17 protein-coding genes, 1 tRNA gene and 1 other RNA gene are annotated in these 24,858 nt (G+C 30.4%); 4 read left to right on the top strand and 15 right to left on the bottom strand.

Features of this window, described 5'->3' with window-relative positions; all coding sequences use genetic code 11:
* Nucleotides 1-295: 295 nt before the first annotated feature.
* The 4 genes from QZV12_RS06885 to QZV12_RS06870 all read right to left on the bottom strand — a co-directional run bounded on the left by QZV12_RS06885 (nt 296) and on the right by QZV12_RS06870 (nt 8,021).
* On the bottom strand, nt 296-2,710 hold the full coding sequence (locus QZV12_RS06885) for a transglutaminase family protein (RefSeq protein WP_295619269.1): 2,415 nt from the start codon (nt 2,708-2,710) through the stop codon (nt 296-298).
* A gap of 1,020 nt (nt 2,711-3,730) precedes the next feature.
* Nucleotides 3,731-4,645 carry a cation diffusion facilitator family transporter gene (locus QZV12_RS06880; RefSeq protein ID WP_295619266.1) on the bottom strand — a complete coding sequence of 305 codons (915 nt, stop codon included), beginning with the start codon at nt 4,643-4,645 and terminating at the stop codon, nt 3,731-3,733.
* Nucleotides 4,646-4,888: 243 nt separating this feature from the next.
* Nucleotides 4,889-6,004: a pyridoxal phosphate-dependent aminotransferase gene (locus tag QZV12_RS06875; protein ID WP_295619264.1), complete on the bottom strand. Its 1,116-nt coding sequence runs from the start codon at nt 6,002-6,004 to the stop codon at nt 4,889-4,891.
* Between the two features lie 274 nt (nt 6,005-6,278).
* Nucleotides 6,279-8,021: a radical SAM protein gene (locus QZV12_RS06870; RefSeq protein WP_295619261.1), complete on the bottom strand. Its 1,743-nt coding sequence runs from the start codon at nt 8,019-8,021 to the stop codon at nt 6,279-6,281.
* 439 nt (nt 8,022-8,460) lie between these two features.
* Between QZV12_RS06870 and QZV12_RS06865 the strand changes: the two genes are divergently transcribed.
* Entirely contained in the window at nt 8,461-10,083 is a 1,623-nt protein-coding gene (locus QZV12_RS06865; RefSeq protein WP_295619320.1) for a transglutaminase domain-containing protein, read from the top strand.
* 324 nt (nt 10,084-10,407) lie between these two features.
* Here QZV12_RS06865 and QZV12_RS06860 read toward each other — a convergent pair.
* From QZV12_RS06860 to QZV12_RS06840, 5 genes are all read right to left on the bottom strand, one after another.
* A tRNA-Ser gene (locus QZV12_RS06860) sits at nt 10,408-10,491 on the bottom strand.
* Between the two features lie 183 nt (nt 10,492-10,674).
* Nucleotides 10,675-10,988, bottom strand: an RNA gene (gene ffs / locus QZV12_RS06855) — signal recognition particle sRNA.
* Between the two features lie 330 nt (nt 10,989-11,318).
* Nucleotides 11,319-11,726, bottom strand: a complete 408-nt coding sequence (locus QZV12_RS06850; RefSeq protein WP_295619257.1) for a CBS domain-containing protein — start codon at nt 11,724-11,726, stop codon at nt 11,319-11,321.
* Nucleotides 11,720-12,622, bottom strand: coding sequence for a 2-phosphoglycerate kinase (locus QZV12_RS06845; protein WP_295619254.1), 903 nt, complete (start codon nt 12,620-12,622; stop codon nt 11,720-11,722). The genes QZV12_RS06850 and QZV12_RS06845 overlap by 7 nt, the downstream gene beginning before the upstream one ends.
* A 668-nt stretch (nt 12,623-13,290) precedes the next feature.
* Nucleotides 13,291-16,968: an Ig-like domain repeat protein gene (locus tag QZV12_RS06840; protein ID WP_295619251.1), complete on the bottom strand. Its 3,678-nt coding sequence runs from the start codon at nt 16,966-16,968 to the stop codon at nt 13,291-13,293.
* A gap of 42 nt (nt 16,969-17,010) precedes the next feature.
* Here QZV12_RS06840 and QZV12_RS06835 point away from each other — a divergent pair, with 42 nt between their 5' ends.
* Nucleotides 17,011-17,211, top strand: a complete 201-nt coding sequence (locus QZV12_RS06835) for a hypothetical protein (protein ID WP_295619248.1) — start codon at nt 17,011-17,013, stop codon at nt 17,209-17,211.
* 3 nt (nt 17,212-17,214) lie between these two features.
* Here the strand turns inward: QZV12_RS06835 and QZV12_RS06830 are convergent, their stop codons facing one another.
* The 4 genes from QZV12_RS06830 to QZV12_RS06815 form a co-directional block, all read right to left on the bottom strand.
* Entirely contained in the window at nt 17,215-17,625 is a 411-nt protein-coding gene (locus tag QZV12_RS06830) for a hypothetical protein (protein ID WP_295619245.1), read from the bottom strand.
* Between the two features lie 393 nt (nt 17,626-18,018).
* Nucleotides 18,019-18,735 carry a metallophosphoesterase gene (locus QZV12_RS06825; RefSeq protein WP_295619243.1) on the bottom strand — a complete coding sequence of 239 codons (717 nt, stop codon included), beginning with the start codon at nt 18,733-18,735 and terminating at the stop codon, nt 18,019-18,021.
* A 174-nt stretch (nt 18,736-18,909) separates the two neighbouring features.
* Complete coding sequence (locus tag QZV12_RS06820; protein WP_295619241.1) at nt 18,910-19,437, bottom strand: DUF2096 domain-containing protein; 528 nt, start codon at nt 19,435-19,437, stop codon at nt 18,910-18,912.
* On the bottom strand, nt 19,434-19,703 hold the full coding sequence (locus QZV12_RS06815; protein ID WP_295619238.1) for a DUF749 domain-containing protein: 270 nt from the start codon (nt 19,701-19,703) through the stop codon (nt 19,434-19,436). The genes QZV12_RS06820 and QZV12_RS06815 overlap by 4 nt, the downstream gene beginning before the upstream one ends.
* Nucleotides 19,704-20,173: 470 nt before the next feature.
* Between QZV12_RS06815 and QZV12_RS06810 the strand changes: the two genes are divergently transcribed.
* Complete coding sequence (locus QZV12_RS06810) at nt 20,174-22,624, top strand: DEAD/DEAH box helicase family protein (protein WP_295619235.1); 2,451 nt, start codon at nt 20,174-20,176, stop codon at nt 22,622-22,624.
* Between the two features lie 29 nt (nt 22,625-22,653).
* Nucleotides 22,654-23,232, top strand: coding sequence for a bifunctional 2-polyprenyl-6-hydroxyphenol methylase/3-demethylubiquinol 3-O-methyltransferase UbiG (locus tag QZV12_RS06805; RefSeq protein WP_295619231.1), 579 nt, complete (start codon nt 22,654-22,656; stop codon nt 23,230-23,232).
* Between the two features lie 134 nt (nt 23,233-23,366).
* Here QZV12_RS06805 and hdrB read toward each other — a convergent pair whose 3' ends face one another.
* Nucleotides 23,367-24,251 carry a CoB--CoM heterodisulfide reductase subunit B gene (hdrB, locus tag QZV12_RS06800; RefSeq protein WP_295619229.1) on the bottom strand — a complete coding sequence of 295 codons (885 nt, stop codon included), beginning with the start codon at nt 24,249-24,251 and terminating at the stop codon, nt 23,367-23,369.
* A 22-nt stretch (nt 24,252-24,273) separates the two neighbouring features.
* The coding region (hdrC, locus tag QZV12_RS06795) for a CoB--CoM heterodisulfide reductase subunit C (protein WP_295619226.1) at nt 24,274-24,858 on the bottom strand (585 nt) is incomplete at its 5' end.

Genomic DNA, 24,858 nt, shown 5'->3' with positions numbered 1-24,858 from the left:
TTTGGACTAAAACCGTTAAAAATTGAATAAAATGAAACTAAAATCAAAAAATGATAAAAATACTAAAAATAATAAAAATCAAAATTCTGAAGAAAAATAAACAAAAAATAGATAAAAATACTAAAAAAAATTAAAAATCTTAAAAATAACTAAAAACTAAAAATAATAGATAAAAATACTAAAAAAAGAATTTAAATAGTTAAAATAATAACTAAAAACTAAAAAATAAAATTTTATAGAATAAATCTTAAAAAAGATTATTCTATATAATTCAAATAATTAAATATTTCATATATTAGAATGGAATTTGTACATAGTTTGTATCACGATAGTGTGATCCAGTATTCCAATTCTTAATATTACCTACTTCATTTCTATAGCTTGTTGCATCAGCTGTGTACCAAGTTTGTGTATTTGTATCATAAACTTGTGCCCATACATGCCCAGTGTATAATCCACTTTGGAACTTACATCCTTGAGCATGAGAATATCTTGCATAAACACCTACAGATCTGCACATAGCTACAATTAAATTAGCCTTATCACAGCAATTACCAGATTTACTGCTGAAAGTGCCTGTTGCTCCTTTCAATGAGTTTGAATAGAAACTGTATTGAATGCTGTCCCTAACATATCTAAAGATAGCAATTGCTTTAGCTAAAGGATTTGTTAAACCTTTAGTAAGTGCTTTAGCCTTATTTTTAATTGCATCATTTACTGCAGCCTTTCCAGATGTTTTTAAATATTTTGCAAAAGTGGTTGAATCAAAAATCTCTCTGCAGTTTAAGATCTTTCCACCTTGACTTAGAGAATATGAATATCCTCCCCTGACATTATTAGTTTTGACACTAATAGATGCAGGCAATTTTTTATTTTTATTGTAGGAATCCAATACACAAGTGAAAGCATAAATATAAAGGTCCGCTTCCATTTTACCTAAGCTAACAGTTTTATAGTTAGGTATACGTTTGTTTGTTCCTACAAATTTAGTTAGATAAGTAGCTATCTTAAGATATTCCGCTTTAGACAACTTACCATTTATTTTTGAACCAGTAGATTTATAATTATTTGATAAATCCTTGATTGTAACACTTGCTTTTGAACCAGCATTAATATGTGATATAGCGCCAGCCATAAGATATGCAAATTCATCCATGGTAAACTTCTTATTAATGACAGTGACACTGTAAGACTTGTTCAAGAGATTGATGTACTCTACACGAGTCTTTAATTCCTTAGCTGCAGAAATGATCTGAGATAAGGTAAGATAAGGGTCAACTACCTTGAAGCTTTGACTGATTTTTGATGAATTGTAATATTTATTTCCAGCAAAACTTACTACCAATGGATAAGTGGCCTTTTTCAAGTTAATTTTAAAAGTCACTTGCCCTTTAGAGTCAGTGGTTCTATTGTAAAGCTTATTATTGATTTTTATAGCTAAGTTCTTATTAGCTAAAACAGCTCCTGCTGAGTTCTTTAAGGTAATAGTAAACTGATATCCTATTGCAACTTCCTTAGGTGCAGTGATGGAAGTAGCTCCTTTCACTACATGACAAATCTGTTGCTTATAGGATGGGTTGAATATATCGTCACCGACAAATCTCATTCTAGCTTTGAAATCACCGAAATAACTTATAGGAATGCTTACTTTACCATTCTTATTGGTTGTCAGCCTATAAGTCTTGTTCAATTGAACAAGGTTGACGATAATCTTTCTGCCAGCAATTGCTTCATTAGTTGTAAGTGACCTTAAAGCTACAACAAACTTTTTCCCATATTGGAAAGTGACATAGTTTGCAAATTTAGTGTCACATGGTATAGGATTAATCTTTAATGATGCATTAGTCTTATTTAAGTTTCCATTTCCGGCATAGCTAATAACTATATTAACCTTTTGCCAGGTATTGATCTTAAGTTTTGCCTGACCATTTGCATCTGTCTTAACGGTATACTTTTTATTATGCCATTTAGGAACTGTGAAAATAACCTTTTGGTTAACTAATGCTCTTCCTGATTGGCCATTTGTTAATGTAGCAGTTAAGTAGGTAGTTCTCTGAACAGTACGATTCAAGACCTTTAATTTAGTATTTGACTTTATGATCTTAATTGTTGTCTCTACTTTACAAGCCTCATAATTGCTGTCACCTGCAAAGCTAAATATAGCCTTACGAGATCCTACGAGATTTAAAACCAATTTTACTTGACCGTATGAATTGGTTGAGCCGGTGTATTTACTAATTCCATTTATATCAAATAGAACTTTCTTACCCTTTAATAATTTGCCATTCTTATCTTTTAATGTAAGAATCAAATGAGTTCCAGAATAGACAGTCTTATTGGCAACACTAATGCTTGTAGCATTTTTAGTGCTTGCAGCAGTTTTGGAAGCAGTGGTACTGGAAGCAGCCTTTGCATTGCTATTAGTTGTAGCAGCCTTTGCAGTATCAGTTTTTGTTGCAGTCTTAGTGCCAGTGGCATTGGTAGCTGCAAGTTTAGAAGATTCTGAACTGGATGCTAATGAACCATCACCATTATCCAAATCACTGTAAGAGCCAAGAAGATCTCCATTATTTAAACTGGAAACATCTCCATTAGATAAGTCATAAGAATCACTAACAAGATTATTGTTATCTGGATTATTCGACATATCTGAGATATCGCTAGCAGAAACTCCACCTATTACTAAAAAGAATAAGCAGAATATTGCCAAAAGCAATGTTCTTCTCTCTAACGAAATTTTTTCACCTCAATACACTAAAAAAATACGAATTAAAAGTTTTTAAAAAAATAACTCTTAGTCAAATATCTTTAGATTTTTATTGAAAAATCAAATTTTTTACTAAGGCTAATGCAATAAAAAATATGAATTCTTTAATAAAAATTAAAAAAATTTTAAAATTATCTGAATAATTAAAATTTTAAAATATTTCAAAAAAATCTTTATAAAATCAAAATAAAAACTATTTATATTTTATAAAAATTTATTCATCGAAATATTTAAAATAAAGATAATTCAACAATTTTTAGATAATATTTTTTTAATGTTATGTATAATTAAATGATTAATAACATATAAATCTTTCCCATAAAAATTTTAAAAAATAAGAGTGATGAATGGTTTAATTTTAATATATAGGTCAAAAAATTATTAATTTTATAAAATAAAACTTAATTATTAAAATATTTAATAATATAGAATAATGATTTAGTTAAAAAAGAAAATAAGCAATAAAAATAAATAATTATTAAAAAAGGCAAATAATTCGAATTAAGTTAAATAACCACTTATAATTAATTATTTTATTAAAATTTAATAGGATAATAATTGAATAATTAAAATATAAATAAAAATTCTTATTTAACTTATAAAAGAACAATGATTTAACTAAATAAATAAATTAATCTTAATTATATAAAGTTATATATTAAATTAATAATAATAAGCCTAATAATAAAAAAAAACTAATAATATTAAAGATTTATATCATTTATGCTCCATTAATTAAAGTTTATATAAAAAATAAGCAAGATTAAACCACTTTTAGAAAAATAATGATAAATCTTAAATTAGTTAAGGATTTTATGGAGAAATTAAGAAAATTTTTATAAAAAAATCAAGGAAAATAAATTAAAATTTATAATGAAAATTGAGATGATAATTTAAAAAAATAAGAAGTAAATTAAAATTTATAAAAAAAGTGAAAAAAGAGAAATAATCATTTATGTCCATTTATTCAATTATGTCAATATCCTGATTGTGATCATATTCCACTCCAAGAGGACATGCATGGACAGTTACTCCACGAATAACCTCAACCTCTTCAACGATTTTATCTTGAACCTTATGAGAGATTTCATGGGATTTCTCTACAGTCATATCACCAGGAAGGTCAATATGCAATGTTACAGTTGCATAGGATCCTAAATAATTCACCCTAATATTATGAGTTCCATAAACTCCCTCTACAGAATTGGCAGCCCTTTCAATATCATCAACCAACTCTTGAGATGGAACCTTTCCCATAATTGCATTTATATTTTCACGTGCAATATTAAAAGCGGTTTTTCCAATCAATAAAGCAATGAATAGCCCAATGATTGAATCCAATTGTGGATAACCATATTCACACACTAAAAGACCTAATAAAATAGCTAATGATGAGAAAATATCAACCCTCTGATGCTTACCATCAGCAACAATAGCGGGACTGTTTGCACTATGACCACGATTAATAATGCGTTGGCTCATTGCTAAGTTTATGAATATGCCTAATATCGCCATTACAACAGCTATAGAATCAGGAACAGCAAGGCTTTTTTTAACGAACAATCTAAGGAATGCACCTACCAAAATCTGATAGGCAACAACGACCAAAAAGATCACAATAACTAAACCGGCAATTGCTTCAGCTCTTCCATGACCATATGGGTGGTCAGCATCTGCAGGCTTATTAGCTATCTTAAAACCAGCATAGGCTATTATTGAAGTAATTAAATCTGATACTGTATGTGCACCTTCAGATACAAGTGCAAAACTACCTGATATTACACCAACTGTAATGTTAAAGATAGTCAAGAATAAATTACCAATAACAGCAACATAAAATGCACGCTTTCCATACTTTTCACGATCTTTAATTTTCATATTACCCACAAATATTTTAAAAAAATGGTTTTTATCTGATCTTAAATATTACAAATACCAAAATAGTTATTACTTAATATACCTATATTATTTTTCATATAAATAAATTCCCATATGATTTTCCATATACAATATTAAGTAAGTTAAGAATTAAAAATCTTTCTATTTACTTTCCATTCATTGAGAATAATATTAAAATAATAATCAAACTTTCAAGAATATTGAAAAAGCTAATTGAAATATTCAGTAATCCAAATCCTTCAATATATCCATTGCTTTTTCAATGTTTTCATATGAATTTGCATAGGACATCCTTACATGGTCTTCTCCAATGCTACCAAATGGAGAACCAGGAACTGAAATCACACCTGCTTCAGCAGCTGCCTTAACAAATTCCATAGGTCTTTCAACTTTAGGGAACACATAGAATGCACCTTTACAGTCCACTGTTTCATATCCCATGTCATTTAAGCTGGAAACGATTAAATCACGTCTTTTTGAAAACTCGCTTACCATCATTTCAACAGAGTCTTGTGGTCCAGTGAGAGCTTCAATAGCTCCAACTTGAGAAACTGAACTTGCATTTGCAGTACAGTATTGGTGAACCTTCAATAAGTTCTCGGTAATGTTTTCATTTGCAACCATATAACCTACCCTAAGGCCAGTCATTGCATAGGATTTTGAGAAACCGTTGATTGTAATTACATTGGCAGAGTACTCTGCAGGAGAGTGGTTTTTAGTTCCATAAATGATCTTTTCATAGATTTCATCTGAAATTATATAGAAATCATGGTCTGTTGCCAAATCTGCTATTCCCTTAATGTCTTCCTTATCCATTACTGCACCAGTTGGATTGGAAGGAGAGTTGATGATCAATCCTTTGGTGTTCTTGTCAATCTTCTCCTGTACATCTTCCACTTTCATCTTAAACTCATTTTCCATAGGAGTGCTTACTTCCACAACATTTGCTTCTGCTAATTGAATGCAAGCGGAATAGGATAGAAATCCAGGATTTGGAACCAATACATTGTCTCCCTTTTCAAATAATGCTTGAGCACAGTCGTATAATGCTTCACTTGCACCTGAAGTCACTATGATGTTTTCAGCATCGGTTTTAATGTTGTTGTCCTTTGCCAATTTGTCTACAATTGCTTCTCTAAGTTCAATCAAACCCTTATTTGAAGTGTATTTAGTATATCCGTCATCAATAGCTTCTTTCATAGCAGTCTTGATGTTTTCCGGAACATCAAAATCAGGTTCTCCAATTCCGAGATTAATTGCATCTGGATTTGTGACTTCAAACATTTTTCTAATTAGAGACAATTCTATAGTTTCAACTCTTTTAGCAGAATTTAACATGATAACACCTAAAATAAAATAATAAATAAGAAATAATCATATTTTTGAAAATAATAATTTAAAAAGAAATTTAAAAAATAAAATTTTTTATAAAAGATAAAGCTTTTAAAAATTCTTTAAAATATTCTTAAAAATTTCTTTAAAAAATTTCTTTAAAATATTCTTAAAATATTCTTAAATATTCTTAAAATAATTCTTATAACTACAATTAATATATTAAATTTAATATTTAAATATTTTTTATAAAATTTTGAAAAATGGAGATTTGTAAAAACTAATTGCAAGCACCACAATTATAGCATAGCCCATCCTCACACCAAGGAGTCTGTTCACTGCTTCTTATCTTTTCATACTCTGAAACTAAAAACTCCTTGCTTACGCTTATATCAATAGGATTCCATGGCAAAGCATCTCCCAACTCATAGCTTGGAGCATTTTCAGCCCATTCCTTAATGCTTATCTTTTGATTTAAGGACCTTTCTATCAGATTTCCAATATCCTTATCTCCACAGGACAATACAAATTGTATAAGCCCCATCTTAGCGCTATCAAACTTAATGTCCAAACCCTTTAGGTTCTTTTTAAGATATTTGATCTTTGACTTGATTGCCTTCATGTCATATGATTCCCATTGAAGTGGAGTGTGAGGCTTTGGAATAACCGGATTGACACTAAAGCTGATAGAAACCTTAGGCTTTTTATGAGACTTTGATTTTTTTCCACTTCCTTTTGTTGAAAAATTGGATTTTTTCCCATTCTCATCAACTTCATTTTTTGATCGTGAATTTGATATCAATTTCCTTGATTTGTCGCTTAATTTATTTGAAGATACAAAATTTGAATCAATATTATACTTCATGGAATCAATCTGCTTCATCATATCAGCAAGTTCACAAATATCTTCTTCTGTCTCATAGGGCAAACCGATTAAAAAGTACAATTTAATATTAAAACCTAAATCAACAGCATCACTTATCACCCTATAGACATCCTCATCACTAATGTCCTTATTGATTCTTCGACGCAATGAATAAATGGATTCTGGAGCTATTGTCAATGTCTTCAAACCGCTTGACTTTAGTGAAACCAAGGTTTCCCTTGTTATTGACTCAATTCTCATTGAAGGAGTTGAGACTAAAAATCCCCTTTCCCTTAATGATTTTGTCAATTCATCGATATGGGAGTAATCGGAAACTGCTGCACCAATCAATGTTATCTTATTCAATCCTGTGTTTGCTCTAGACTCTTCAGCAATTGATAGAAGATGATTCAAGTCTGTTTGCCTAAGAGGCCTATACATATAGCTTGACATGCAGAATCTGCATCCCCTTGTACATGCCCTTGAAACATTGAGGAAAATGGAATTGGAAAATGCAGGCATCAAGTCCTTATCGTCAGTTTCTGTAACTATTGGATAGGTCAAATGATAAGCCTCAGCCATTTCATCCAAAAGGGCAATTTTTGTATTGTTGTTGAATTCAGATATGTATAATCCTTCCACATCTAAAAATGGAGAGAGATCCCTTTTTATGCTTTCATTATTTTTACCCTTTCCCTTTGAGAGATTTTCTTTAGAATAGATGTCAAGAAAGTCGTAAAGATTGGATTCCGCTTCTCCAACAACAAAAATGTCTATAAAATCAGATAAAGGCAAAGGATTAGAGCTTGCACATGGACCTCCAGCAATTATAAGAGGGCCATTTATTGTTCTGTCTTCTCTTCTTAAAGGAATATTTGCTTCTCTTAAAAGCTCTAAAACATGGAAATAGTCCTGTTCATACTGTAAGGAAAAAGAGATAATGTCAAAGTCAGCAAGAGGACTATTGGTTTCAAGACTGCATATTGAAGGGTAGATTATTCTCTCTGCATAGCAGTCATCTCTTTCGTTGATATAATTATAAATTATCTGATATCCCAATGAGCTCATGGCAGTCTTGTATACATTTGGATAAACCAATCCAAATCTGATATCTGCCTTTAAGGGGTTTTTTATAATTATATTCTTTTCTTTAAACATGCTTTATTCCTTTTTAATTTTTATTTGCTATTTTTAAAATTTGTTTATACAAATATAATAAATTTTACTAATGTGAACATTTAGATTTTAGATTTTGCAATATGATTATAATATTCAAATCAAAGTATCAGTTATATATAAGCTTTGTTATTAAAAATAAACTGTGATTTTACACAAAATCACAATTAGAAAAGATATTTAAATTATTAAAATAAAATAAGAAGTTACCCATCTTTAAAATAAGAAAAATTACATTTTAATTAGTATTTTTCAAATTGAGACAATATTATAAGTAAAATTAATATTATTGCTTGATTAAAATATTCCAATTAAAATGAAAATTGTTTTAAAGGTAGTGAATGAAATAAATGGAGGAAAAAATCAAGAAAAATGAGGGGTTACTATTAAAAATAAAATGATAATTTTAGCTTTATTGGTAGTGCTTATATTTATCATCAGCAGTGTTTCATCAGTTGTTGTCAATAATACAAGCGATGTTAAGCTAGTTAAATCAACTAGCAAAACAACTGATAGCTCTAAAGTTAAAACTAATGCGACAAAGGTAACAAGTACTAAAACAACAACAGTAAACAAGAAAACATTGGCAAAGACATCTACAAGCTTTATGAAGTCTGTGGAGAAAAACGGAAAACTTCCAAAGGTTAAAATCAGCAATAGGAACTATTCACATACTGAGTATCTGTATCTAATTTCAAAATCAGTTGAGAATGAGTCCAAATCAAAGATTGAGATTAAGAACAAATTGGTTAAGCCTTATACAAACACTAAAAGCAAGTGTGTGAAAGGAACCATAAATAAGACAGAGTATGTGAAGATTGCTGGAAAAACCAGAAAATTTATTGAACAGAATAAAAGAGCTCCTAATTGGGCTTCCTCTTCAAAAGGCAATATTCCATACAACCAATTGATCTTAATGTTCAGCAAATGTTTAGACAACTACAATAAGACCAATAATTTACCGGCTTCCATAAAGCTTGATGATTTGGATTTGGATAAGATCAATAGTAAGGTAAATAGCGCTAAGGCAACTTTAGTGAAGAAAACAAATGCAAGCAGCACTAAAAAAGCAAATGCTACAAAAACTACAGCAAAAGCAAGCAGCACTAAAAAAGCAAATGCAACAAAAACTACAGCAAAAGCAAGCAGTACTAAGAAAACAAACACTACAAAGACTGTTAAAACCAGCACAACAACAAGCAAAAAAACTGCAGGAACAAATGGAAATGCAGCCAATAATCGCAGCTTGCTTGAAAAGTCGATTGATTATGTCTATAATGTACTAAACAGCATTTTAGACAAATTGGACCCAAGCAAATATAAACTTGAAGCAAGCAGATCTGCTGAAGCAAATGTCAAATTCAATATCAGTAAAGCCAAAGTTGATATGAATGGAAAATCCACTATCAGTTTGAAGATTTCTCCAAAGACTATAAAATTGGTTTCAAGCAAATCAAAAACAAGCTCAAGCAAGAAGAATGCAACTACAAGCAGTGCTAAGAAAACCACTACAAGCAGCACTAAAACAACAGCAAAGAAAACTACAAACAGCACTAAAAAAACAACTGCAAATAGCATTGCAAAAGCATTGAAAAAATACTTGGTCAGCTCTAAAAACTGTCAAGTGAACAATAAACAGATTAAAGCATTTGCAAAATCCTTGACTAAATCTCTTAAAACAGATTATCAAAAAGCAAAAAAGATATTCACTTGGGTTCGTGACCACATAACATACAAAAAGTATTCAAATACCCTAAGAGGTGCCTTAAAAACCCTTAAGTCCAGGAAAGGAAACTGTGTTGATCAAAGCCATTTGCTGATTGCATTGTCAAGGGCAGCTGGAATCCCTGCAAGATATGTAAACGGAGGAAACTGCAAATTCACCAGAGGTTACGTATCTGGACATGTATGGGCACAGTTGTATATCAAGAACAAATGGGTAGTTGCTGACACTACAAGCTATAGAAACAGCTTGGGGAAAATAAAAAATTGGAATACAAAAAGCTATACACACTATGGAGAGTACAGTTCCATAAGCTTTTAAGTAGATTTCATGTAAAAAAAAAAAAAATCTTTTTTAGTTTTGATTAATTATTTTCTTTAGAATAATAATTAATTAAAACTTTTCTTTTTTTAAAATTAATTTGCTCTTTGGAATTAAAACTAACTAAAACTTTTCTTTTTTTAAAAATAATTATTTCGCTTTTGAATTAAAACTAATTAAAACTTTTCTTTTCTCAATAGATAAAACTGATAAAAATAATTAAAAAAAACCCAATAAGAAATAGATAAAACTGATAAAAATAATTAAAAAAAAAACCAATTAAAAATAGATAAAACTGATAAAAATTAGAAAAATTGTAAAAAGCGCCGGGACGGGGATTTGAACCCCGGCGATCTAATGATCATCGGATTAGCAGTCCGACGCCGTACCAGGCTGGGCCATCCCGACTTACAAATGAAAAAAAGTTAAAAAACTTATTGTATATAATACAACTATTATTACTTTATATTTACTTATTATATAAACTTTTTCTTTTTAGAACAATTTCATTCATTCTTAAAAATAATTGAAAAAAACTCATTAATGAATTTTTAAAAATTATTGAAAGTTAGAAAATAAGTTAATAATCATCAAATGGCACATAAAGGAGTGGACACCTTTCATCAACCAAGGTGATCTGAAAAACTAACTCCACCCCGCTGTTCTACAAGCATCAGCTGTAAGCGGTAGAGCTGCTCCTTTCCAGGCCTGACACGTTCCCACAATAAAGCCAATTAAATATTACCCTCCAGTAATATCCTTGACACCATTGATCCTGCAGGACGGGGCTTCTATATTAGCTCCGCAGGCCCTGATTGAATCCAAATGCCGCCTCCTTTATTTCGACCGCACCAAAGGAGATTTGTGCTTACAGAGGACTCCTAACCCTCCAGTCTAGCCAATTATAATATATCTTACTAATCTTATATAAAGTTTATTAGTAAAAAAAGTCTAATTTAAAAAAAGGTATTTAAATATAAAAATTATCGATTAATAAAATAATAAAAAAAGATTTGACAAAACGATAAAAAAGAACACAATAAAAAAAAGATTTTAATCAAACTTTTTTAAAAAGTTTGAAAAAGGGATATTAAAAACTTTTGTAAAACTTCCAAAAGATGGAAACAATTTAAAAGATTTTATAAAAACTTCTTTAAAAAGTTTGGAAAATATAACGGAAGAAAAATTTTGATCAAGCTGATTCTAAAAGTCTAGAATTTATTTTCAAAATTTTTCTAAATGATTGAATTCTTCTTAATGAATTTAATAATATCTCCATCAGATATTATACCTACAAGTTCACCATCGTCAACTACAGGCAATTGGTTAATGATATTGTCTCCAGGAGCTTCATTAAACATTTGAGCAATTGCATCTTTAACAGTGTCTTCAGAACTGACAGTAGCAACATCCTTGACCATAACTGATTTTACTTTAGTACCATATTGATACTTGTCTAAAATCAAGTTGTGTCCTAAATCGGTAGCGGTAACGATACCAACCATTTTTCCTTCATTAACTACAGGCATTGCGCTTATTTTATGTTTCATTAATTTTTCAAAAGCGAAAACAGTTGCTTCTTCACAATCAACTGTTAAAACGTCTTTTGTCATTAAGTCTTTAACTTTTGTCTTTTCTAACATTTATTCAAACCTCCATATTGTTCAGCGATTGAATTAATTATAAATTCTATTGTGGTTAACCTATCTACATTATTTATATTAGGTATTCCCTCTATCTTTGATTGATCTATAAAATATTTTTGAATCTTCCTAATGGAATCGAAATTGTCCAAGTACTTTTGTAATGGCCTATTAGCCCAACCATCCCTACTTCGAGAATACAGTCGATTCTTATGGGCTTCCTCACCATCAAGAGTCAATGTAAACATCAATACATTATCCTTTTCCAGCAAATCCTTGCGAATAAAGCCTGGAACTATATGCACTCCTTCGATAATGATGCTTATTCCTTCAGTCAATGCTCTTTCAATAACAGCTTCCACTCCAAGGCTCACTGTTCCAACATGGTCTTTAAAACCTGCCAAAACAATGTCTGATTCAAGTGGAGGAGTTACTCTTAAAGCTTTATGAGCAATAAATGAAGATTCATGAATAACAGGACTTAATTCTTTTGATACAATTTTCCTCATTACTTGTCTAATCATATCAGTATTTATCATACTTTTAATACCTAATTTTCTAGATATCTCATATGAAATAGACGATGTACCGACACCAGATACTCCACCGATTAAAATAATCAATGGCTCATCTATTTTTCGTATTTTCATCCAATTTAAATAGTTTTCAGCATGAAGAGGACTTTCCTCTTCCAATAACTCAATAATTCTTTCAACTAAGTCTTCAGTAGAAATTGAAGAGATTTCATTTTCCACCAAATCTGATTCAATTTTATTAGCTATTTCATAGGCTTTACTAGGGTCTAATTCAGCACGAATAAGGGACCTTGATAAAATCCCTTTTGAAAAAGGCTCAGTATAAGATTTGCCTTTTAATTCTCTGCGAACTAAAATCATAAAATCACAACCTTCAGACTAGCGAGATAGTTTGAGATTTTTTAATTTTAACCGTTTTTGCCAAAAATTGATTAAATAACTTTAAATAATTTTTTAAGCTATAATTGGCAAGTTAAAATTTTAGAAACTATATATTTGTTTCATACTATTAATAATATTTACTGTTTACATTTTATAAATTTTTATATTTGATTTTTTTAAAAATTCACTTGAAATTTTTTAAAAAGAGATGGAATAAATGAAAATTGAAAAAAAAAGAAAAAATAAGATAAAAATCGAAAAAATAAGTTAAAAGTTGAATAAAATAAGCTAAAATAGAAAAATTATTACTTTAAAACAATACAAAAAAAATAGAAAAATAAAACAAATATTTCTTAAAAACAATACAAAAAAAAGAAAAATAAAAAAAAAACAACAAAATAAAACAAATATTTCTTAAAAACAATACAAAAAAGAAAAATAAAAAAAAACAACAAAATAAAACAATAATTTCTTAAAAACAATACAAAAAAAGAAAAATAAAAAAAACAACAAAATAAAACAATAATTTCTTAAAAACAATACAAAAAAAAGAAAAATAAAAAAAACTTAAAAAAAACAACACTACAAAAAAAGTTAAAAGAATAGTCTTTTGACTATTCTTAATTTAAATTATTTTTCTTTTGTTTTTAGTTTATTTTTAGTGTAGCTGATTTTGTTACTGCTTTGTATGTGCTGTCTCCTGCAAATTTAGCTGTGAATGAGTAGGATCCTTTAGCACTGATGCTTATATTTACAGTTGCCACTCCCTTGTCATCGGTTTTTGCCTTATAGACTTTGCCGTTTACAGTGAAGCTGACCCATTTTCCTGCAATTGGAGTTCCTTTATCAGACTTGAATGTTGCAGTTAAGGATTTGGTTTTTGCAGATGCATCGTAAGCCTTGTTAGGAACAGTTAAAGTAGGAGTTTGCTCTTTTACAGTAATTTTAGATAGAACAAATGAAGCATTGTAGTTTTCATCACCTAAGAAACATATAGCAAAAGTGTATACTCCTTTGTATCCAAGGTTGATTTGGAGTCTTGCAGTACCGTTTTCATCAGTAATGATTCCATCTTTCTCATAAGTATAGACTACACCATTAAATCCTATTTGCATTGGAACATTTGCCATTGGTTTTCCATCAGAGTCTGTTAATGTCCATGTGAACCACTCACCAGTTTTAGGATCTGCTGAGCTTACTGCAGTGGTTTCCATGTTTTCATATAGGATTTGGGTGCCGAGTTTAGCTACATTGAAATTGGAGACTGCAGATGATGCAGCGTATTTTTCATTTCCTAGATAAGCTGCTATAACAGTATAATTTCCTGCAGTTAAATTTGTTCTAAAGGTTCCTGCACCATTTATCACTTCAACAGTTTGGTTTTGATTTCCTATTAATGCAAAGATAGTTCCATTTAGTTTGTTTCCGTCTATGTCACTTAAAATGAAGTTTATGACGGATTCTTCACCATATTTAATATCCATTGTTGTGACATTGATTATAGTGTCTTTGATTGATTTAGTGAAATCAAGACTATTGAATGCATAATCTCCATCATCTGTTTCCAAGATAAGCTTTACATTATAATATCCAGAAGTCAAGTCTGCAGGAAGAGGAATTATTCCTTGTCCATTTACTAGTGTAATGGTTGGCAATTCTTCAATATCTTGTCCTTTGATGAGAACTCCATTTATTGTACCGCTTACTGTTTCACCAGTATCTGCCTTTTTAGCATCTGTAATAATGATTCCTGTAAAATCAGCATTAACTTCTGCTTCAAATGTGATGCTGCTAGGTTCTGTTACCCTTATTTTCTCAGTATCGTTGACATTTGAGGTGTAGTTTCCATTTCCGATGAATTTTGCGATTATAGAGTAGTTTCCTGGAATTGCAATATTTTGGAGTTTTGCTATTCCTTTGCCTTCTTCATCAAGTTCAACAAAGTCTTTTGCAACACCTCCAACCCAATCAACTGTAACAAGAACTGTGCCTTTAATTGGATTATTGTCCTTATCCTTTGATTGAATTGTTACGATAGCTTCATTTCCTAACTCCACTGTAGATCCGGTTACTATGAGATTTGGAGTTGCAGGTTTGACAGTTGCTATTATATTAGCTGTTGTTGGGTCATAATATCCTGTATAACTAACTTGGATGAGAGTTGAACCAACATCTACTTTTCCAAGGTTTACTTCATTCCATATGATTTCATACTCTTGAGCTTCCTTATCTCCGACAGCTATATTCACTCTCCTTATGCTTACTGGCACTCCTCTGCTATCTGTAACTCTTATGTTGAGAATTGTGTCTTCTCCATAGATTGCATCATTTGCAGTTATGTTCAGATTTATTTTTCTAGGTTCGTAGACAACAAATACGCTATCGTCATGAGCTTCATTGAAATTGTCATTAGCTAAAAAGATTGCATTCAATCTGTAGGCTCCTGGATAAAAATCAGCTGTTAAAGTAAGCTGTCCTTTTCCATTTTCACCAATTTTTGTATAATATTCAAATAATCCATCAACGGATATTTTGGCAATGCCTGAAATTGGATTTCCATTCTTGTCCTCTGCTGTAATGTTTATAGTAGCTGTTTCACCCATAGCAACTCCAGAATTTTCCACATATATGTTAGGGTTTCCTTTGGTTATATTTATCATTCCTGTGGTGTTTGAAGCAAGATAGTTGTTGTTTCCATTATATAAAATGAATACAGTGTATTTGTTTGTTTCTAAACCATTTGTAGATATTTTAACTTGTCCGTTTTCATCGGTAGTCTTTTCTTCAATTCCTTTTAGCAATACTAAAATCTTTTCATTTGCTATTGGACGTTTTTGACTGTCTTTCAAGGAAATGGTTAAATACCCTTCATCATCAAGGCTTGTTGTTATATTGTCTGCATACAATATAGTGTAAGCTTTATTGATTATTATATGTGCTTTAGAGTTTGATGCTGTGTAGTTTTCATTTCCAGCAAAATCAAATTTTACGTCATATTCTCCTGCAGCTAAAGTGTTGGTAGGGATTTCCACTTGTCCCTTTGCATTGGTAGTGAAAGTTTCTCCAGGGAAAAGATCAATTGTCAATTCTACACCGCTTACAGGATTTCCTTGTTCGTTTGTTATGGTTGCAACAATTTTATCATCTGAATTGAAAACTGTGACCACATCATTTGAAGACAATGTTGTATTTTGTTTTTCCACAACTAAAGTTACGGTTTTTTCTCCTGGCCCGAAAACATCATATGTAAATCCTTCAAAATAGATTCTTGTTGTGTAATTGCCTGCTGCCAATTTTTGCAAGTATCTTGGGTCTATCCTAGCATATCCATTACTATTGGTTATGAAATAGTCTTCATCAATCAAATCCATCCATATGCCTGCAGCACTTACAGGAACTCCATCTATACTTACCAATCTGACCATTATAGGGTCTGTGCCCTTATATTTGATAATAATCGGATCTTCACATTCAACTCTTATTGGAATCTTTGTAACTGTTATTCTTACAGTTTTGTTTGAAGCCTCATAGAGTTCATTTCCTGCAAATCTGATTGTTGCAATGTGTGTATCAATACTTAAATTATTGAGAGGCAGGTAGATGTATCCATCTGAGTTTGTTGTATAGTTGCTTATATTGCCATCTAAATCAATAATTAATTGTGCAATTATAGGTAAATAGCTACCTGTAACATTTTCCACCAATCTAATAGCTAAGGTTGGGTCTGTAGCATTGTAATGGATATTAATGTCATTTGCATAAACTTCAGAAGGTGTCTTCTTGATTTTTATGCTAAAGTTTGCACTTCTTATTTCAGGGATTCCATTGATATATGCAGTAGCTGTGTAGTCCCCTGGAGCTAAACGAGGAGTCCAAGATCTACCGCTTACAAAATTTTCAGTTTTGATCAATTCTCCATCCTTATAGATGCCAATGGTAATTCCAATATCATAAATTTCGGTTCCATCTCCAATTAAATGTATATTTGCATTTCCTGGTTTGATGGCGTATGCTGTGTAATCATCAGCAAGCAAATGAGATTCGCTGACAACCTGAGAATCTTCCCAACCATTATTGACAAAGGTACAGTTTACTGCAAATACCTCATAAATTGCATTGTTTGGGTCATCGTAGCCATCAGGATTTATTATGGAGTTGTTTTCGAAATGACTAGTTACTGCAATATTTTTGTATATTGCTCCTCCACCATATTCTGCAGTATTGGCTATGAAGGTACAGTTAATAGCTTTAATATCATATCCGGCTCCACCAAGTAACCCTTTGTTATTGGTAAATGTACAGTTTATTGCAGTTCCCCTATACATTGCTCCACCATATGCATCATATTCTCCAACTGCTCTGTTATTATGGAAGGTACAGTTTATTGCATCTACCTCAAAGGTTGCTCCACCAGCATGTGCACTAGTATCTCTAAATGTACAGTTTATTGCTGTGGATTTTCCATATATTGTTCCCCCTTCAGTTTCAGATGGAGCTTTTCCTCCGAGGAAGTTAATGTTTTTAAATACAACATTGCTATTGGTTACATGGAAAATTCTTGCTTTTAGGTCTCAGTTAATTGTATATCCATTTCCGTTGATGGTAACTTCACGATTTATGGTAATTCCTTCAATCATATTATCCCCAGTTGAATAAACATAGTTTTTATCCAAGTTTATTACTGGGTCTGTATTGTCATTAATTAAATTATTTAATTCTGTAAAGTTTCCAGTAGTATCAGTTAATGGATTCTTTTCTTTTTCAACATTCAAATTCACTTTATTGGGACTTTCTTCTAAAATAAGTTCTTCATTCGCTTCATTTAGATTGTTTGCCACATGGTTTTCCTCTAAAATGAGTTCCTCATTATCATTTATACTGCTAATATCATTTGAAGCATCATCTGCAGCACTTACTGCAGAGATAGTTAACATACAAATAATAAATATTAGCAGTATGCCAATATATTTTCTTTGTTTCATATTTTCCCCTTTATATTAAGAATCTGTTAAATTTAATTAACATTTTATATTTATTTAAAAAGGTATTTATATAATTTTATATAATCTTTTAAATTTTTATTAACTAAATTAACAAAAACAGAAAAAAAGTGAAAAAAATTATTAAAATAATGAATGAAAATAGAAAAAAGTGAGAATATTTTGAAAAGAATAATGAAAAAATAGAAAAAAATGAAAAAATCTTTTAAAATAATAAATAAAAAAAGAGAAAAAAATCTTTTAAAATAATAAACAAAAATAGAAAAAAATGAAAAAAAAATCTTTTAAAATAATAAACAAAAAAAAACAGAAAAAAATGAAAAAAACTTTTATAAAAATAAATAATAGAAAAAAAAGAAAAAGAGAGGAATAAATTTATTCCAATTCAACTATTTCAATAGTGAACTTAGCATCTTCTGCTACATCGATTAAAATAGCATGACCCATTTCAAGCATACCAGGGTTTGCAACTTTGGTTTTTCCTATTTCATCTATAGAGCATGCCTCATGAATATGGCCACAAATGTTTATGTCAGGCTGGAATTCATGAATAGGCTTTTTAACTCCTTGACTGCCTACATGGGATCCATCTGGAATCATGTCTGCTTTAGTGTCATAAGGAGGTGCATGAGTAAGCAAGATAACTACTCTTTCAGCTTCAGTGTTTCCAATGTAGTCATATTCAGCTAAAAGCTCATATACATTGAGATAAATCTTATCGTCATCCACTTCTCCAGGAGTGTTGAAAGGAGTAGGGTTAGAACCTCCATAACCCATAATAATTACGTTTTCATATGCTACCATTTGATTGTGTAAGCATAATGCAGGTCTTTCATCAGGACCGCTTTCCTTAATTGCATTGCAGATTCCTGCAGGGTCACAGTTTCCTGGAATTGCAAATACATCAACGTCACATTCTTCAACCAATTCATCAATGAATGGCTTTACAAAACTTAATGGTTCAAAGTCTGTAATGCAAAAATCAGTAATATCTCCAGCAATCAATACTAAGGAAATATCTTCTTTTTTTAAGTAATTAATTAATTTTTCACTTTTTTTACCGTGTACGTCACTAATTGCTAAAATTTTCATGATAACGACCTACAAATTTTTTTAATTCAATAATGTTTTTATTAAAAATACGCACTAAAAACTAAAATTATCAAGGATAATTATGATGCCTAAGATAAGCTAAACTATGATATTCTAAAAGCATAAAAATAAAGAAAATAGAAGAATAGCTTAATGTTTATTCTTCCTTTGTGTTTATTCAGAGAAGAACGGTGCCATCTCTTTTAGAGCTGATTGGATTTTAGGCTTTTCACCATACAATGCAATTGTCAAATCAGAATCAAATTCTATTATAAGACCGTAATATTCAGCTATCTCTTGCACCCTATCTTCTGCAATTGGATTTCTTAATGTAATTTTTGCATAGGAAAATCCTGGAGGAGCATTCAATATGAATTTTGATTGGGTATCTGAAATCTTATAGATTTCCTCCCCTTTATTCGCTCTTTGGAGTTTATCTAACCATTCTTCATAGAAAGACTCATCATAAGCTTCCGCTAATGACAATAGGATTCCTTGAATCTCGTTTAAGGACATATCTGCTTTAGCCATCTCATTGATCATATCTGGATGAGAAGGGTCTTTCTTATAAAAACCGATTTGAGATTTGACTAATCCTAAATCCTTATTGATTTCACTTGGAATTGGAATTCCTTTCTTGTGCAATTCAGTAGAAAGGTTAGCAATAACCAACCAAGATTGTTCTATAGGCAAAGTACTCATAAATGTCCTTCCAATATTTTTAAGGTAGTAACATTAACTTTTGCATCTGCTTCCCTTAATTCTCTTTTGATTTCATTGAGATTGTTGTATCTGTCTAAAAAGAGAACGTGATGACTACCAGTACCGGTAATATCTAAAATAGCGATTTCGTCTTGATCTTTAATTTCATCTCTGCCTTCAATAGCAGCTTTGAATTGTACATAAGGACCATATTCTTCAGGAAGGTCTTTGAATCTAAATATTCCACCTAATATTGCAATAAACATATTATTTCTCCTATATAATTAAATAAAACTTAAAACCAGCAAACCAGAATATCCAGCAAACTAGTTTAATCAATATCCAAACCAATATAAATTTTATATAATATCAATTATATGATTATATCTTTAATTTAATATTAATATAGTTTATTATTATACAAATAATTTTTATATACCTGAATAATTTAATTTCTTTAAATTTGTTAAATAATATACAAATTATTCTATATTATATTAATAATTATAAATTTATTTTTAAAGTATAAAAACATTTGTTAATATTGAAATGAAATTTTTTATTAAATGTTTAAAAGCATTAGGAACTAATCAGACAAGATAACATAATGTCAATCCATTTATAAAATCCATAAAACAATTATTTTCTAAAAAAAATTAAAAATAATGATATAAATAATTTAAATTAAGGATATTTGAATTAAAAATTAAAAACCAAGATTCACAGGAGATAGAAAATGGAACAAAATAATGTAATTTATGAATTTAATGCATTAACCGGAGACAATTCTATCCTTTATGATAGACTTAAAATAAGTATCCATAATGCTAATCAAATTGACATAATTGTTTCATTCCTTATGGAATCTGGAGTTAAACTTATTATTGAAGATTTAAAACTTGCTATGAAAAAAGGAGTTAAAATACGTATTTTAACTGGTAATTATTTAAATATAACACAACCACATGCACTTTATTTATTACGTAAGGAATTAGGGGATAAAATTGATTTGAGATTTTACAATGTACCTAATAAAAGTTTCCATCCAAAAGCTTACATTTTCCATAATAAGGAAGATAGTGAAATTTACATAGGATCCTCTAATTTATCCAAAGGAGCATTGACTGATTCTATAGAATGGAATTATCATTTTAAAAAATCAGACAATGAAAAAGATTTTGACCACTTCTTCAATAATTTTGAAGATCTTTTTTATAATTTTGCAATCGAGGTCAATGACAATATTTTAAGAGAATATTCAAAGTCCTGGAAAAAACCAAAATTTACTAAACAAACTCTTAAAAATGAAGATGAAGAACCGAAAGAAGTTGATGAAACATCCCCAATAGAAACTTTTGAACCTAGAGGAGCACAAATAGAAGCATTATATGCTTTAGACCGGTGTCGTGAAGAAGGATTTGACAAAGGTCTGGTTGTAGCCGCCACAGGAATAGGAAAGACATATTTAGCTGCTTTCGACTGTAAAAATTATGATAAAGTTTTATTTGTAGCACATAGAGAAGAAATCATAAAACAATCTGCTGAAAGTTTTAAAAATGTATATCCTGATAAACAAATAGGATTCTTCTATAATAAATATAAAGACACTGATGCTGATTTCATTTTTGCACTTGTGCAAACATTAGGGAAAGAAACCTATCTTAATGAAAACTATTTTGATAAGGATTACTTTGATTATATTATCATAGATGAATTCCATCATGCTGTTGCTAATAATTATAAAAAAATTATAGGCTATTTTAAGCCTAAATTTTTATTAGGACTTACAGCAACACCTGACCGTTTAGATAATAAAGATGTGTTTGCATTATGTGATTACAATAATGTTTACGAAGTTAGATTAAAAGAAGCCATAGCTAAAGGTTGGCTGGTTCCATTCAGATACTATGGAATCTTTGATGATACAATAGATTATTCAACAGTTAATATGCGAAACGGCAGATATGATGAGAAAGATTTGGAAGAAAAACTAATGATCCATCATCGTGCAGAGTTAATCTATAGACATTATATGAAATATCCATCAAAATCTGCTATGGGTTTCTGTTCATCTAGAAACCATGCAGAGTATATGGCGAATTATTTTAATGAACAGGGAATCCATTCTGTAGCAGTATACAGTGGAGAACAAGGAGAAAATACTGGAGAACGTGATGAAGCATTAAGAAAATTAAAAAATGGAGAATTGAGAGTAATTTTCTCAGTTGATATGTTTAACGAAGGTTTGGATGTTCCTTCAATTGATACTGTGCTTTTTTTAAGACCAACACAATCCCCAACAATATTCCTGCAACAATTAGGTAGAGGTTTGCGTAAATATGAAAATAAGAAATATTTAACAATTTTAGATTTTATTGGAAATTATAAAAAAGCGAATTTAGTTCCATTCTTACTAAGTGAACAAAACTATGATAAAAAAACATTATTAAATGAGACAGTTTTAGAATTTGAGTATCCTGACGATTGTTATATTGATTTTGATTTTCAATTAATTGATTTATTTAAAGAACAAGCCGAGAAAGAATTGAAAGTTAAAGATAGGATAAAAATAGAATATGAAACTGTGAAAGCGGATTTAGAACATCGCCCAACTCGTGTTGAATTATTCTTGGGTATGGATGATATTATCATAAATGCTATGAAAAGAAATAGCCAACTTAATTTATTTAGAGATTATCTAAGCTTTTTAGATAAAAATAACGAATTAAATGAGGAAGAGAAAAAATTTATCAATACTCCTGCTCATGAATTCTTAAAAACTATCGAAACTACCAGCATGACCAAATCCTATAAAATGCCAATTTTAAAAGCATTTTATAATAATGGAAATATAAAGATGAACATTACAGATGATGATGTTTATGAAAATATGAAAGAGTTTTATAATTATGGAACTAATGGAGCAGATATGCTAAAAGATAAAAGTTCAAGAGATTACAAAAATTGGGATAGAAATGATTACTTATCCTTAGCTAAAAGAAATCCTATTAAATTTCTTGAAAAATCAAGCAATGGATTATTTGTTTTTAAAAAGGATTATGCATTATCCTTAAATGACAACTTAGAAAAATATATCCATTTAGATAGTTTTAAAGAACATTTTAAAGACATAATTGAATATAAAACCATGTATTATTATAAAAATAAATTTGAAAAAAATGAATAATGTATTAATTAATTAAATGAAGGTATAAAATGACTAATAATTTCTATGATTTGAATGCAAAAGAATTTTTTGAAAATACTGTTAATGTAGATATGAGTCCACATTATAATGAATTTTTAAAGTTGATTCCCGAAAAAGGACATATTTTAGATGCAGGATGCGGATCTGGTAGAGATACATTGATGTTTAAATCATTTGGCTATGAGGTAACTTCAATGGATGGCTCCGAAGAAATGTGTAAATTAGCTAGTGAATATACTAAGCAAGAAGTTTTATGTTTGCAATTTCAAGAAATAGAATTTGACCCAATATTTGATGGAATTTGGGCATTAGCATCATTATTGCATGTGCCAAGCAATGAGATTAAAATGGTTTTAAATAAGTTAAAAAACTCACTAAAAAGCAATGGTGCAATGTATGCATCCTTTAAATATGGGGATTTCGAAGGAGAGCGTAATGGAAGATATTTCAATGATTTTACTGAAGATAGTGCTATAAGGTTATTTAGTGAAATAGGATTTGAAATAAATAAGACTTGGATCAGTAATGATGCAAGAAAAGGAAGGGAAGATGAAAAATGGGTTAATATATTAGTTACAAAACCTTGATTATATTAAACATCACCACAATATAATATTTGAACAAGATAATGGAAAAAAAGGTTTCTTATAAAAGTTTGTAAATTTACGAACTAAAAAAAATGATTTAAAAAAAAAAGAAAAAGAAAAGTAGGATAACCTACTTATTCAATTTTTTCTAAAACAGGAGCTGCGTCGATTAATTGTGCGTCGAAAGTTAATTCGTCAGCAGATAATCCCATAGCTAATCCGTATAATTGAGCTAAGTGCATTACTGGGAATGCGAATTCAGTTCCGTATTTAGCGTTTACTTCAGTTTGACCTACATCGAATTGTAAGTGACAGAATGGACAAACTTCTACGATAGCGTCTACACCAGCTTCAGCCATAGCGTCGAGTTTTTCTTTGGTGTAACTTAAAGTTACATCGATATCTCTAGCTCTTAAACCTCCACCTGCACCACAGCACATCATTTTGTTTTTGTAAGGTACAGATTTAGCACCAGTGATTTCAACTAATTCATCTAAGATAGTTGGGTTTTCTGCGGATTCTTCAATTCCTACTTCAGCGGTAGGTTTTAAGAAGTGGCATCCGTAGTGTACTGCTACATTAATACCTAATTCTTTGGTGAACATTTCAGATAATTTGTCAAGACCTACGTCGTTGTATAAAATTTCTGCAAAGTGTCTTACTTTAGTTTCACCTTTGTATTGTTTGTCAGTGGTTTCAGCTAAGATAGCGTTAATTTCGTCTTTTTTAGCTGGGTTTTCTTTTAATAAGTGGTCACATTCACGTAAGGAACCGAAACATCCGTTACATTCGGTCATGATGTCTGCACCCATTTCTTCTGCAATAGCGAGGTTACGTGCTGCAATAGCTGCCCAGGTGGTTTGGTCAAAGGATCCGAATACACCAGGTGCAGGACAACAGGAAGCTCCTTCCATGTCTTTTAATTCAATGTCTAATTTATCGAATAAGATTCTGGTTGCTTTTTCGATACCAGGATAACGGTTGTTCATAATACAACCTAAGAAATATGCAATCTCCATAATAATAACTCCTTCAATATGTTTATTCTAATTCTCCAGTTTCCATGTTGAAACCGATTAATTTATCAAATTCACATGCTGCACAGATTTTTTGTACTTCATCTAAAGCGTCAGGGTAAGAATGTACTGTTGGAGGTAATTCGTCAAGTCCAATAGCTTTTCTTAAATCTTTGGTTTTGTCGTTGATTGGTACACCGTGACCAAATTTGATTACGTAAGATCCGGTTGCTTTGTGTGCGTCTGCCATGTATCCAGCTTTAGCTGCTTCGTTACGTGCCATTTTGATGATGTCTACGATTTTTACACTTCTAGGACATCTTTCTTGGCAGGTGTAACAAGTGGTACACATCCATAATGCAGGGTCAGATACTACTTCTTCTCTGAGTCCTAATAAACATTTTCTTACAATTTGTCTTACTCTGTAAGGAGTTCTTCTACCAGAAGGACATCCTCCACCACAGGTACCGCATTGGAAACAGTGGTCTACAGTTTCAATTCCAACATCAACGAATTTTTGAGTAAATTCTTTATCAATATCATCCATTGAATATATATCATTTTCTTTTAATAAAGTCATATTATCGCTCTCTTCATTTTCTTCTGAAGC

Source organism: uncultured Methanobrevibacter sp. (genome assembly GCF_902769175.1).
GTDB lineage: Archaea > Methanobacteriota > Methanobacteria > Methanobacteriales > Methanobacteriaceae > Methanobrevibacter.
Note: the sequence above shows the minus strand (reverse complement) of the source record. Positions and strands in the feature narration are given on the sequence as shown.

Excerpts from the sequence above, each read along its gene's own strand:
- QZV12_RS06825 (WP_295619243.1), bottom strand. The coding sequence starts at position 18,735 with ATGAAAATTTTAGCAATTAGTGACGTACACGGTAAAAAAAGTGAAAAA.
- QZV12_RS06850 (WP_295619257.1), bottom strand. The coding sequence starts at position 11,726 with ATGTTAGAAAAGACAAAAGTTAAAGACTTAATGACAAAAGACGTTTTA.
- QZV12_RS06835 (WP_295619248.1), top strand. The coding sequence starts at position 17,011 with ATGGAAGGTACAGTTTATTGCATCTACCTCAAAGGTTGCTCCACCAGC.
- QZV12_RS06870 (WP_295619261.1), bottom strand. The coding sequence starts at position 8,021 with ATGTTTAAAGAAAAGAATATAATTATAAAAAACCCCTTAAAGGCAGAT.
- hdrB (WP_295619229.1), bottom strand. The coding sequence starts at position 24,251 with ATGGAGATTGCATATTTCTTAGGTTGTATTATGAACAACCGTTATCCT.
- QZV12_RS06840 (WP_295619251.1), bottom strand. The coding sequence starts at position 16,968 with ATGTATAGGGGAACTGCAATAAACTGTACATTTACCAATAACAAAGGG.
- QZV12_RS06875 (WP_295619264.1), bottom strand. The coding sequence starts at position 6,004 with ATGTTAAATTCTGCTAAAAGAGTTGAAACTATAGAATTGTCTCTAATT.
- QZV12_RS06880 (WP_295619266.1), bottom strand. The coding sequence starts at position 4,645 with ATGAAAATTAAAGATCGTGAAAAGTATGGAAAGCGTGCATTTTATGTT.
- QZV12_RS06815 (WP_295619238.1), bottom strand. The coding sequence starts at position 19,703 with ATGTTTATTGCAATATTAGGTGGAATATTTAGATTCAAAGACCTTCCT.
- QZV12_RS06830 (WP_295619245.1), bottom strand. The coding sequence starts at position 17,625 with ATGAAACAAAGAAAATATATTGGCATACTGCTAATATTTATTATTTGT.
- QZV12_RS06805 (WP_295619231.1), top strand. The coding sequence starts at position 22,654 with ATGACTAATAATTTCTATGATTTGAATGCAAAAGAATTTTTTGAAAAT.
- QZV12_RS06845 (WP_295619254.1), bottom strand. The coding sequence starts at position 12,622 with ATGATTTTAGTTCGCAGAGAATTAAAAGGCAAATCTTATACTGAGCCT.
- QZV12_RS06810 (WP_295619235.1), top strand. The coding sequence starts at position 20,174 with ATGGAACAAAATAATGTAATTTATGAATTTAATGCATTAACCGGAGAC.
- QZV12_RS06820 (WP_295619241.1), bottom strand. The coding sequence starts at position 19,437 with ATGAGTACTTTGCCTATAGAACAATCTTGGTTGGTTATTGCTAACCTT.